Source organism: Mycoplasma sp. 'Moose RK' (assembly GCF_015708155.1).
Classification (GTDB): Bacteria; Bacillota_I; Bacilli_A; order Mycoplasmatales; family Metamycoplasmataceae; genus Mesomycoplasma.
In genome coordinates, this window is the sequence record NZ_JADDYD010000001.1 from 19,551 (window position 1) to 32,179 (window position 12,629).

12 protein-coding genes are annotated in these 12,629 nt (G+C 29.1%); all 12 read right to left on the reverse strand.

What is annotated here, in order from left to right; genetic code table 4:
• Positions 1-64 precede the first annotated feature (64 nt).
• The 12 genes from gatB to IM807_RS00155 all read right to left on the reverse strand — a co-directional run bounded on the left by gatB (position 65) and on the right by IM807_RS00155 (position 12,618).
• Positions 65-1,465, reverse strand: a complete 1,401-nt coding sequence (gatB, locus tag IM807_RS00100) for an Asp-tRNA(Asn)/Glu-tRNA(Gln) amidotransferase subunit GatB (RefSeq protein ID WP_196362561.1) — start codon at positions 1,463-1,465, stop codon at positions 65-67.
• Entirely contained in the window at positions 1,452-2,774 is a 1,323-nt protein-coding gene (locus IM807_RS00105; protein WP_196362562.1) for an amidase family protein, read from the reverse strand. The genes gatB and IM807_RS00105 overlap by 14 nt, the downstream gene beginning before the upstream one ends.
• Positions 2,767-3,060, reverse strand: coding sequence for a glutamyl-tRNA amidotransferase (locus tag IM807_RS00110; protein WP_196362563.1), 294 nt, complete (start codon positions 3,058-3,060; stop codon positions 2,767-2,769). Before IM807_RS00110 ends, IM807_RS00105 begins: the two co-directional genes overlap by 8 nt.
• Positions 3,061-3,093: 33 nt before the next feature.
• Positions 3,094-3,939 carry an RNA pseudouridine synthase gene (locus IM807_RS00115; RefSeq protein WP_196362564.1) on the reverse strand — a complete coding sequence of 282 codons (846 nt, stop codon included), beginning with the start codon at positions 3,937-3,939 and terminating at the stop codon, positions 3,094-3,096.
• A gap of 6 nt (positions 3,940-3,945) precedes the next feature.
• On the reverse strand, positions 3,946-4,809 hold the full coding sequence (gene fba, locus IM807_RS00120) for a class II fructose-1,6-bisphosphate aldolase (protein ID WP_196362565.1): 864 nt from the start codon (positions 4,807-4,809) through the stop codon (positions 3,946-3,948).
• A gap of 23 nt (positions 4,810-4,832) precedes the next feature.
• Positions 4,833-5,078: a DNA-directed RNA polymerase subunit delta gene (rpoE, locus tag IM807_RS00125; RefSeq protein WP_196362566.1), complete on the reverse strand. Its 246-nt coding sequence runs from the start codon at positions 5,076-5,078 to the stop codon at positions 4,833-4,835.
• Between the two features lie 2 nt (positions 5,079-5,080).
• Entirely contained in the window at positions 5,081-6,685 is a 1,605-nt protein-coding gene (gene argS, locus IM807_RS00130) for an arginine--tRNA ligase (RefSeq protein WP_196362567.1), read from the reverse strand.
• Positions 6,669-7,412 (reverse strand): nucleotide exchange factor GrpE, encoded by a 744-nt coding sequence (gene grpE / locus IM807_RS00135; RefSeq protein WP_196362568.1) that lies wholly within the window; start codon positions 7,410-7,412, stop codon positions 6,669-6,671. The genes argS and grpE overlap by 17 nt, the downstream gene beginning before the upstream one ends.
• Before the next feature lie 2 nt (positions 7,413-7,414).
• Positions 7,415-8,482: a hypothetical protein gene (locus IM807_RS00140; RefSeq protein ID WP_374958952.1), complete on the reverse strand. Its 1,068-nt coding sequence runs from the start codon at positions 8,480-8,482 to the stop codon at positions 7,415-7,417.
• 297 nt (positions 8,483-8,779) lie between these two features.
• Positions 8,780-10,801 carry a thioredoxin domain-containing protein gene (locus IM807_RS00145; RefSeq protein ID WP_196362569.1) on the reverse strand — a complete coding sequence of 674 codons (2,022 nt, stop codon included), beginning with the start codon at positions 10,799-10,801 and terminating at the stop codon, positions 8,780-8,782.
• A gap of 109 nt (positions 10,802-10,910) precedes the next feature.
• The gene (ftsY, locus tag IM807_RS00150; protein ID WP_196362570.1) at positions 10,911-11,912 is read right to left on the reverse strand and encodes a signal recognition particle-docking protein FtsY; all 1,002 of its coding nucleotides are present in this window, start codon (positions 11,910-11,912) and stop codon (positions 10,911-10,913) included.
• Between the two features lie 139 nt (positions 11,913-12,051).
• Entirely contained in the window at positions 12,052-12,618 is a 567-nt protein-coding gene (locus tag IM807_RS00155) for a Panacea domain-containing protein (protein WP_196362571.1), read from the reverse strand.
• Positions 12,619-12,629 lie beyond the last annotated feature (11 nt).

Here is a 12,629-nt window from a genome sequence, read left to right on the forward strand (position 1 = left end):
GGTTTTCAAATCAAAAAATACCTAATTCAAATGTTTTTTATTCCTTGGAAAAATTTTTATCTAATTAAAGTTTTTCTAGTCAATCAATTACAAATTTACTAATTTGTTTTGGATCTGCAGAGCCTTTTGTCGTTTGTACTAATTTACCAATTAAAAATTTAACTAATTTTTCCTTATTTTGTTTATTTTTTTCAATTTGCTCAGATTCTGATAAAAGAATTTGATTAAAAATTTGGTTTAATTCATTATCGGAAATTTTCGATTTTGAAATTTTTTCCACAATTTCATCAAAAAATAATTTAGAATTTTCTTGCTTTAATTTAATTACTTCCCTAAAATCAGTGTTTGAAATTTCATTTTTGATTTTTTTTGAAACTAAATTAGAAAAAAAACTGAAATCAATGTTTAAATTTTGCATACCAACTTTATTGATTATTGGGACAATTTCTGCAAAAAATAATTTCACAGATTCAACTCAGTTAGTAGGGTTTGAGTTCTTCAAGAAATTTCAAAAGTCGACATTATTTAGAATTTGATTTGCATAAAAGTCTGTAACACCTTTACTTTTTAGCAACTCAAAAATTTCTGTGGGAGTCAGGGGAAGAATTATTTCATCAACAAAATCTTTTTCCAATTCAATGTAAGGTAAATTTGGCTCTGGAAAATATTTGTAATCAATTGAATCAGTCTTTACTCGCAAAACCTGATTTTTAATAAGTTTGTCATTAAATTTTTTAGTAACTTGCTCAACTTTCTCATTATTTTCATAAGTTTTTATTTGTTCTTTAATTTCAATTTCAGCTGATTTTTGAATATTTGAAATTGAATTAATATTTTTAATCTCAACTTTTGGATTAAATTCACTCTGATTTTTCTCTCGAACTGAAATATTTATGTCAGCACGGAGTGAGCCATTTTCCATTTTTGCATCAGAAATACCCAAAAATAAAGCTAATTTTCGAATTTCTTCAACATATTGTGATGCTTGCTTTGCTGAACTTAAAACTGGTTTTGTAACTATTTCGATTAACGGAACGCCGCATCGATTGTAATCAAAAAATGTTGAATTTTCAATGTGAATTTGTTTTGCAGTGTCTTCTTCAAGGTGGATTCTTTCAATTTCAACAAAAAAATCACCAACTTTTATGGTGCCATTTTTGCCAATTGGGTAAAATTGTTGTGTAATTTGATACCCTTTTGGCAAATCAGGATAAAAATAATTTTTTCGGTCAAAAGCCAAGACTGGTGAAATTTCCATTTTAAGCGCTTTTGCTAACAAAATTGCCTTTTTTACAGCAGATTTGTTAATTTTTGGCAAGGTGCCAAGATAACCTAAATCAAAAAGATTGAAAAATTTGTTCGCTTCACCTCTTAAATTTGGCGAATTCGAAAACATTTTACTTTTTGTGTTGAGCTCAAGATGAATTTCCACACCGATTGTAACCAAATAATTATGATTTTCCATCATTTTTCCCTATTTTTTCTTCAATGTAAAGCGCAAAACCCAACAATTTTTCATCTGAGTTTATTACAGAATCAAGTGCTAAATTGAAAGGCATATTTTCATATTTTCCCATGGGAATACTAATTGAAGGGTTTCCAACTAAGTTGGAAATTGCCAAAATTGAATTAGTAATTTTGTCACTTTTTTCAGTGTTTTCACCAGAAATGTCAGGCGCGATCCCATAAAATGCAGGAAAAATTACAAGATCATATTTTTGCAAAAGACTTTCATAATATTCTTTAATTAAGGTGCGCATTTTTTTTGCCTTAACAAAAAAATAATCTTGATTTTCTTTTTCAAGAAAAAAAGAACCTCAAATCAGCCTTTTTTGTAACATAAAACCAAATCCATCAGTTCTGGTTTTTAAGAAAATTTTTTCTCAATCCAAATTTTTATCTGTTTTTCCAAAAGTAATCCCATTAATTGCTGATAGATTTGATGTCGCTTCTGAATAGGAAATTATTTCATAAACTGGCAAAATTGCCTTAAAAATTTCCAAATTTGGCAAAACAGTATCAACTTGAACTCCATCAGCTTGCAAAATATCTCTTATTTCATGGACTTTTTTCGCAACATAAGGTTCAATTTCAAAATCAAAATCAAGAATTGCAATTTTTTTCGGCTTTTCTTTTTTTACAAATTCAATTTTAACATCAACTGATGTTAAATCATTTTCATCAGCCGCAAAAACTGCTTGCGCTACCAAAATCGCATCAGAAACATTATGAGTCATCCAGGCAACAGTATCAAGTGAAGTCGCGTACGCAAAAAGTCCATACCGTGAAACGGCGCCATAGGAAGGTTTAAAGCCCACTTTCCCTACAAAACTTGCTGGTCGGCGGATGGAATCGCCGGTGTCAGAACCAATTGCAAAACTGACAGAGCTAATGGTAGCTGCGCTTCCTGAGGATGAGCCGCCAACCAATTTTTTGGGATCAATCGGGTTGGAAATTTTGCCGAAGGCAGAAAAAAGACCCTTCCCACCGAGTCCAAGTTCATCGTTGTGAACCTTAACAAGTGGTTGTGCTCCGGCATTGAGCAATTTTTCAAAAACAGTTGAATTATAACCAGGGTGAAAATTTAGAAGCGAAATTGATGAGCCGTGGGAAGGACCTTCTCTGGTTGCAAAGTTGGATTTAATGCTAAAAAAGTAGCCCGTGAGAGGGCCATTTTTTTCATTTTTTTCAAGAAAAAAATAGGCTACAGAGTTGTTTTTGTCTTTTTTTAAATTTTCAATTGCCTCGTTGATTCCAATTTTAAAATTAGTCATCAATCACCTTTTTAATTTCAATTTTTTCTTGATTTGCATGGACAGAATTTTTAAAAAGTTGTTGTGAAAAGTCAGTAAAATCAGGCGTGTCTTCACGTAAAATTTCAATATTTTTTGGTATTGAATTAATTTTTTCAAGTGGCAAAACATTTTTTGTATCAAATTTTTGTAAATAATTAATATTTGCAAAAATTTGATCTTTTTCGCCCAAAATTGCGTCAATAACTTTTTCGCTTGGAACAAAATACAAAGATTTTGCTAGTTTTATTATTTTTTCTCTATCCATTTTCACCTCAAATATTAAAATCTGAATTCCATTTTACCACCATTTTGGTTTAGAAACAAATTTTTTGCCATTTAGGTATTGCAAAAACCCCTCTAATTCTTGCATTTTTAATGAAAAACTATGTAAAAAAAGTTGATCATCTTTTTTTCCGCCATATTTTTTATCCCCAAAAATAGGAAATCCAAGTGCGGCTAAACTAACGCGAATTTGGTGCTTTTTCCCTGAATGCAAAATTGCAAATTTATGTTTATTTTTTGCATAAAAAGTAGTTGAAATTACTGAACTTTCAATTGCAGATTCAGTAATTTCCATTTTCTTTTTTTCATTATTTTTTTTAACAAAAAAATTAGTTTTTAAAGGTTTTTTTAGTTCAATATCAGACTTAAAAGTATAAATTTTTTCAAAAAATCGCTGTTTTTTGTTAAGTTCAACAACACTTTGATAATTAAGACCATATAAAATAATTCCAGATGTTTTTTTATCAAGACGCCCAACATGACTAGGTAAAAAAAGTGCATATTGCTTAATTTTTAGGTAGTTCCAAACCGCCAAATCAAGGTTAAATTTATCTCCATGAACTGGGAGGTTTGCTGGTTTATTGACAATTAAAATGTTTTTGTCTTGATAAATTACCTCTAGTCTTAAGGAAAATTCAGTAATTTTTTCCACTAAATTTTTCGTTTTTGCATTTGCAAAAACTAAAATTTTATCACCTAAACAAACTGAATAATTTTTCGCAACAAAAGAATTATTAACTTTTATTTTTTTGTTGCGAAATAACTTTTGAATTTCATTATAACTGAAATTCAAAAGTAATTTTTTTACTAATTGAATTAATTTTTGACCTTGCTGATTTTCATTTGCCACAAATTCAATCATTGCAAATTAGGCCTGATTTGCAGATCCAAATTCCTCAATTTTGCTCTCAACTAATTCTTGCATTGCTTTTGTTCCGGGTGCTAACAATTTTCTTGGATCAAAATTTTTACCTTCTTTTATTTTTCCAGAAAGGACAAAATCAGTAATTGCCTTTGCATTTGCTTGCTGCAATTCAGTATTGACATTTATTTTTGCAATTCCTAATTTAATTGCTTTTTGAATTTGATCCTGTGGGAGGCCGCTTCCACCATGAAGAACCAAAGGAAGTTTAGTTTTTTCAGAAATTTCTGCTAAAACTTCAAAATTTAAAGATTTTCAACTTGATGGATAAGGACCATGAATATTTCCAATCCCTGCTGCAAGGCAAGTTATACCTGTTTTTGCAATCTGAATTGCTTCATTAACATCGGCAATTTCACCATTTCCAATAATCCCATCTTCTTCACCGCCAATTTGGCCGACTTCGGCCTCGACAGTGACATTTTTTTCACGGGCCAAATTAACAATTTCTTGTGTTTTTTCCAAATTTTTGGAAAAAACTTCTGCAGAACCGTCATACATAACTGAAGTATAACCAGCTAAAATTGCCTCTTTACAAGTTTCAAAACTACCATGGTCTAAATGCAGAGCAACTGGAATGTCAATTTTGAGAAAATCAATTAAATTTGTGACCAAATTATAAACAGTTTTTAGGCCACCCATGTAACGGAGCGCGCCTTCAGAAGTTGCTAAAATTAAGGGCGATTTTTTATTTTGACCTGCTAACAAAACTGCCTTAACTCATTCGAGATTGTTGATATTTATGTGTGGAACTGCGTAATTATTTTTTCGCGCCTTATCCAAAATTATTTTAGTATTAACAAGTTTCATGATTCTCCTTTTTTATTTTAATTTTATGAAACTAAATCGCTGCGAAGAGCTCATGTGTTGTCTCCTAGTGCAACGAAATTGCCATCAATTGTGAGTAATTTGTAAAGTTCACCACGTTTTAATGTTAAAATTTTTTCAGGTGATGATTTTGGCAATTGAGTTTCTCATTTTGACATTAATTGAGTTTGAACTTCTAAAAAAATGTCATTAAAATGGGCATTTTCACGAGTTTTTAAAAATTCAACTGCGATTGAAATAATGGTTTTCATATTTAAATCCTTTCTTTGGGTTCAATTCCAAGCAAATTTAATCCGATTTTTAAGACAATTGTTACTGCTTTTGTTAAGCACAAAAGATCATTGCTGTTATTAGACCCAATTATTCTTGAATTTGAATAAAAAAAGTTAAAAAGATTTGCTAATTCAAGAAGATATTTGTTTAATAGATTAATTTTATAATTTTTTGAAATTTTTTGAACAATTTCCTCAAATTGTTTTAATTTTGAGATAATTTTAATTTCAATTTCTGAACTAAATGTTGTAATTTTTTCAGCATTTAGTTCGCTTTTTGTTAACAACTGGCACCCTCTTGCATATGCATATTGTATTAAAAATAAAGGATTTTGGTTACCAACTGAACTTGCAAGATCAATGTCAAATTCGACAAGGGAATTGAAACTTCTTTCACTAATAAAGTAACGAATTGAATCAACTTTTGCAATTTCCAAAAACTCTTTTACAGTGAAAGTTTGTCCCTTGCGTTTTGACATTTTGAACTCTTTGTTGTTTTTTATCAATTTGACAAGTTGATAAAGGATGATCTCAAGTTTGTTGTCAAATTTTACAATTTTCATGGCCGCTTTCATTCTATCGACATAGCCAATGTGGTCAGCGCCTCAGATATTTATTAATTTTTGTGGTTTGAATTTATCATTGATTTTTTCTAGATGATATGCAATATCTGATGAAAAATATGTGAAAGATCCATCTTTTTTTACTAAAACACGATCTTTTTGATCGCCAAATTCAGATGTTTTTAATCATGTTGCGCCTTGATTTTTATAAACAAAGGGTAGTTTTTGAATATTTTTTGTCACTTTTTCATCTTTAAAAAGCTGACTTTCATAACTAAATTTATCAATTTTTATTGATAAATTTAGCAAATCAGTTTTTATTTCATTAAGAAAAAAATTTAATGAGTTTTCACGAAAAATTGTATAAATTTCTTGGTCTTCAAGGTTTGAAAATTGGAATTTTTTCCCAAAAATGTCATAAATTTTTCTAGCAGCAATAACAATATCAGCGCCTAAATATGCATCTTCTGGAAGTAAAAAATCGCCAAATATTTTTTGATATTGTGCGAAAACTGACCTTGTCAATTTATCAATTTGATTTCCAAAATCATTAACATAATATTCTCGCAAGACTTCATTTCCACAAAATGCAAGAATATTTGCCAAAACATCACCAATTATTGCGCTTCGCAAATGGCCTAAGTGTAAAAATCCGGTCGGATTTGCGGAGACAAATTCAATATTTATTTTTTGACCTTCAAAAATACGACCATAATTTTCACCTTTATCCAAAATTGTTTTGATAACATTCGTAAACTCAGTTTTTGTAACATAAAAATTTATAAAACCAGGCGGAATTACCTCGATTTTTTCAATTTCTGTTAATTCTGAACTCAAAGAATCTTTAATAAGATTTGCTAATTCAAGTGGTTTTAAGTTATTTTTTTTTGCCAAAACTAAGGCAATATTTGTTGAAAAATCACCAAAATTTTTTGATTTTTCAACAAATATTTGATTTTCCACAAAATCTAATTGTTTTTTGTGGAAAAATTCAATGATTTTCTGTTTAATTTTTCTGTTCATTCAATTTACCAACCACAACAAGGGCAGTTTTTATAGTTCTATCATGCAATTTGTAGCCAGGAGTGGTCACGTTAAGGATTCTATCAGGTTCACCTTCTGAAAGTTGATAAACTTCATGGATTGATGAATCAAAAACATCACCTATTTCAGGCTCTATTTTTGTTATTCCAAAATTTTCCAAAATATTCTCAACTTGCACGACAAGCATTTCAAAACCTTTAACATATGCTAAAATTTCGTGATTTTCCGATTTAGAACCAAATGAAACTGCTTTTTTTAAATTTAAAAAAGGCGAACTAAATGCTTCAAAAAAAGGTTGTAAACTATATTTTTTTATCAAATTAACTTCATCTTCAAGTTTTTTTTGCAACTCGACTTTCAAATCATTAACTTTTTGTGCTGCTTTTTCTTCAAAATTTTTTACTTGAATTTTGAAATCTTCTTCCATTTTTTTGATTTTTTCCCGCAATTTAGCTGATTCAATTTCCAAAGTTATGTTTTTTGTGGTTAAATTTTGAATTTGATTTTCCAAATTTTTAATTTGAGATTTGTTTTCTTTTTTGAAAAAACGTTTTGATTTTTCAGAATTTTCATTCTCACTAAAATTGGTGGTCTCTTGGGTTTTATCTTCAACAACTTTTTTTATTTTTTGGTCTAAATTGTCTGGATTTTTAGCTTTATTTTCAAAAAAGCTATCGTTTTTATCTTGTTTTTTTTCAAAATTCATTATTACTCCTTATTAATTTCTTTTCTTGTAATTAAAAAATCTTCTAAAAGTTTTATGCCAGTACGAGCGGCTGAATAATTTATTTTTTTTGTTGAGCCAATCATGCTAATTTCATTAAGTGCCAAGGATTTTTCAAATTTTTTCGAAATAAAGGAAGTTTCCGAGGACTCAATACTAATCTTGAGAGTTTCGTCATCACTAGTGGTTTTTTCATCAAGCATTTCTCAAATCGACTTTTTTTCGATTATGTTTAAGAGTTCAACAAGTCTAGTTCGGGAAATTTCCTTGTCTAAAATTAATGAATTTTTATTGAAAACATTTGATTTATTTTGGATTTGAAAATTGAAAATTTTCTCCATAAAATGGTGTAACAATTCATCGCTATATTTGATTTGTTTTTCTAATTCCTGTTTTAAAAACATCAGTTTTGCAGGAATTTCCACCAAAAGTGTATTAATTAATCTTTCCTGAAAAAGTCGAATCGCAATCTTGACATCACGCTGCAAAATTTGCGAGGAAAAAGTGATTTTTTTGTTTTCAACACTTCCACCTGAACAAACAACCACAATTATGGCCTCGTTTTGTGAAATTGGAGTCAGATTTATTGACATTAATCGCTCAGTCAAATTGTTTGTGGTTGCAATTAATGTTGTACCCACTGATTCAGAAATTAATTTCACCGCTTCTATTATGGTGTTTTCAATGCCAACCCTTCTTCGAGCAAACAAATCGTTCAATTTATTTGCTAAAATTTTATTTTCATCAAAAGATAGAAATTCTGCATAGTACTGAAAGCCGCGCAAAGTGGGGATTCTACCACTAGAACAATGTGATTTTTCCAAGAAACCTTCCTTTTCCAGCTGATTCATAATGTTTCTTAGATATGAAGAAGATTTTTTTATCCCGTAACTTTGTTTGAAATTAAGCGATCCAATTGACTCGCCAGTCTTGATGAAATTTTCAACAATATGCTTTAGATATTTTTCTTTTTTAACATCTAATCTCAACATTATGCAAAGAATTATAACAAAATTTGGCCTAATTTCAAAGAAAATTGGCACTTTTTCCATCAAAGTGCCATGAAAAAAATTGAATTTTAAAGGGTTTTAATTAAAGTTTTTTCAAATTTAAATAAGGTTCTAGAATTTAAATATTCTTTATACTATTTTTGAATTAATTTTGGCGAAATTACCGTGAAAAATAAGGATTTAGTATGAAAAATAGATTGATTTTTTAGGCTAAAACACATAAAAAAGAAAAGTTCACTCTAAAATAGGAATCAAATTACGGCATTTTTTTAGATGAAGTGTGCTAGTTTTTAAAATTTCTGCAAAATTGCAAAATAAAATGACTCAAAATTTAAGAAATTAAGATTTAAGTGCTTTTTCGATTTCAGCAATTAATGTTTCAGCAGGTACATAATTAAATTCTTTAAATAAAACTTTGCCGTTTTTAAAAATAAAGTGTGTTGGTACGAAAAGAACCTCGTACTCAGTGTTTTTTTTTCGAAAAAGTCCTGATTCTTCTGCATCAACTTTAATTAATTTTACATCACTACGATTCTTAAAATATTCAACTAGCTCAGTGTTTACAGGTTCTTGCATTTTACAATCCCCACACCAATCAGCGGCAAACTCAAGGTAAACAACACCAGTTTTTAGTTCAATTTCTGCCTGTTTTCAAGGTAATTTTTTCATTTTGTTCCTCTCAGAATAAATATTATGAATCACAATGGAGACACTTGGTTCCTTATCAAAAATTCTAAAAAGCTTTCTTTTGATATTTTTTTGAGTTTTTGACTGCAATTCTCTAATTATTTTATCATTTATTTTTTTAAGGTTAGAGAAATTGCTAAAAATAATTTTTCTAATAATTTCTCTAAAATGTTCACGATTTTCTTTACTTAGAATTCCATAATCGGTTATTTCTGGAGTTGAAACAATTTTTTTAGCATTTGGATCAAACAAAAAAGTAATAATAATCAGGCCGTTTCGTGATAAAAGTTCACGTTCTCTTAAAACTTCAAAAGAAACATCACCCACTCCATAGCCAGCAATATAAATTTCATCCTGTCCTTTTGTCAATTTATTTCGTGAAAATAAATTACCATTTAAAAAGTTAACAATTCTTTTGTTTTGCAAAATGATACTATTTTGTCTATTAATTTTTGCCTGAAAGGCAATGTTTGAGGCAACAACTAAATAGCGGTAAAGACCCTGAATTGGGACAAAAAATTTTGGTTTTAATGTTTGAATTGTCTCAAAAATATCTTCCTTATATGGCCTCGCAAGTCCGAATTCTGTTTCTGAAATGTCGGCGATACTTGTTGTGGATTTTGCGATTTGATCTAAAACCTTCGCGTACTGCTGTTCCATTCCATTTATTGGAGGAGTCAGCATTATCACATAATCTGATTTTTTTAACTTAAAAAAAGTATCATCGTTTTCTAAAATTCGATTAAAACGATGGCAAATTCTTTCTGGACTTGATGTTATTAAAACAACAGAATTTTTTTGCTTGTTTGCTAATTTATAATCAAAAAAAATTGGCCTTTTATTAAGTTGATTTGTGGTTACTTTGTCCAATTTATAAATCATGTCATATAATCTGTCATATCTTTTACCGTATGCTGTTATTTTTCGGTTAAATTTGATGGCAAGATCAATAATTTGCTGAATTGAGACCATTTCTTCATCATATGCTGAAACAACGATTCGGGAATTAGTGTCAGCTTTTAGAAAACTTTTTTCCAGAAAAGTTCTAGCGAAAAGTTTGTCAATTGCCTTTCCTGGCAAATTTGATTTTCCTGAATCTGAAATTAGCATCAAAATTCCCTTTGGGTTTTCAGCTATTTTTTTAATTAATTCAAGATCAGTGACCCCATAAACACCCAAGTTTCCAACAATGTAATTTGACATGAAAATGATGGAGCCGTCTTCGGTTTTGAAACAAAAACCAAGCATTCCCGGCATTGAACCAGCAACTGGGATTGGAAAAATTGATAATTTTTCATTAATTTTTAATTCAGGTGGAAAAATAACTATTTCAAATTCAGTGCTAGTAATTTTATACTTGTTAATCCTATCTTGTACAAAAGCTTTTGTAAAAAAAGAAGTGTAAATTTTGAGATTTTTTACCTTCATGATCAATCATGGTAAAGCAGAAAATGACTCATTTTTGGCATCAGTTATGAAAACACCCTTAATTCTTTCGTTGTTTTCAGCAATATATGTAAAATCTGAAATTACAGTGTCAACACCGACTGAACTATCAAGTGGAATTTTTGCACCAGCATTTATTACAAAAATGTCATCATTTATTTCTAAAATGTAACAATTTTTGCCATTTTCATCCTGTCCGCCAAGGGCAAATAAACTGATTTTTGCCATTATTTTCCTTTATTTTTTACTTTTTTTTATAAAAGTCAATACTTTAAATCAAAAAATGGACCTAATTGATTAATTTTTGAATAAATTTTAACAATAATTTTCCAATATTTTAATTATTATATTGTTTTTTCAATTCTTTTGTAATCGCAAAAATGAACATGTCTAGATTGAAGGGTTGCAAATCGTCAATTTGTTCACCAAGACCGACTAATTTTACATCAATATTTAGTTGATCTTTTATGGAAAAAATGATCCCACCCTTGCTTGTTCCATCGACTTTTGTCAAAATTATCCCAGAAATAGGAGTTATTTTTGCAAAATTTGCGGCCTGAGAAATCCCATTTTGGCCGGTTGTTGCATCAATGACCAAAAGCGATTCGTGCGGTGCTGAAGGAACTTTTTGTGAAATTATTTTGTTAATTTTCCCTAATTCTGCCATTAAATTGACTTTATTTTGTAATCTTCCTGCAGTGTCAATTAAAACTAAATCAAATTTTTCACGAATTGCATAATCTAAACCGCGAAAAACTACAGATCCAGGATCTTTTTCGTTTGATTCAGGTTTTAAAATTGCAGCGCCAGCCCGTTTTGCTCATGTCTCAAGTTGCTCAACTGCTGCAGCCCGAAAAGTGTCAGCTGCAATTATTAAAACTTTTTTACCATCTGAAACAAATTTATGTGCGATTTTGGAAATTGATGTTGTTTTTCCAGACCCATTGACTCCAGAAATAAGAAAAACATTCAATCTATCAGCTTTAATGTTTAAATTTGTGTTCACAATTGAATGATTTGAATAAATTGTGTACATTTTATCAACAATAATTTCAGGAATCAAGTCCAAATTATTGACATTATGATGGCGAACTTCACGTTTAAGAGAGTCAATTATTATGCTAACAAAATTAGGAGAAATATCTGCCATTATTAAAAGTTCTTCTAATTCTTCAAAATAATCCTCATCAATTTTAACATATTTTTTTTGAAGTTCAATTATTTGTTGAGAAAAAGATAAACTTGATTTTGAAAGACCGGCAATGTACTTGTCTAAATTTGCATTTTCTTTCTTTTTTTGACCAAAAATTTTTTCTTTAATTTTTTTAAAAAAGGACATTTTTGCTCTTTATCTCCACAATTTTGCCAATTAAATATTATAAATTATAATTCAGAAAAGCAATTTTTTAGGTAGATTTATTTGGTTCTTTTAGATAAACTCCCAAAATTTAATGATTTTAGGATTATACAATTTAAATTTAACTTGCTAGAATTTGAATTTCATCATCATCTAAAATTGTTTCATTCAAAATTACTTTAGAATTCGGGTTTGCAACAGCAATTTTGAATGATTTTTGCGTATGTGTTAGATTAATTAATTCATGTGGACGCATTTTTTTTAAACGTTGGAAAACAAAAACAAAGCATTCCCACTTTAAAATTAAATCATTTTCCTTTTCTGTTTGGTCAAAATCGTAATAATCTTCATTGAAATCATTAAGAAAATCTGTTTTTATGATTTTTTTAAATTCATCAATTCTATTTTCTTTGTAAAATTGCATGATTTCATCGAAATCATAACTTAGTTCTTGAAATTTATTAGAACCAAAAAATTGAGTTTTTAGAACAGCCCAGGAAACTGGACCATATTTATAGGATTGAAAATTTTCAGAAAAAAATGGAAACTGGTGCATTCTATAAAATTTTCAATGCGTAAATCAAAGAACTTTTTGTATCCAAGTTCGATAAATTTGTTTGTTACCTGTGTCAATATAATAAAAAGCAATTAAATATCTTAAAAATTTAGTTATATCTATTCCGTTCATTTTTTTCTCCT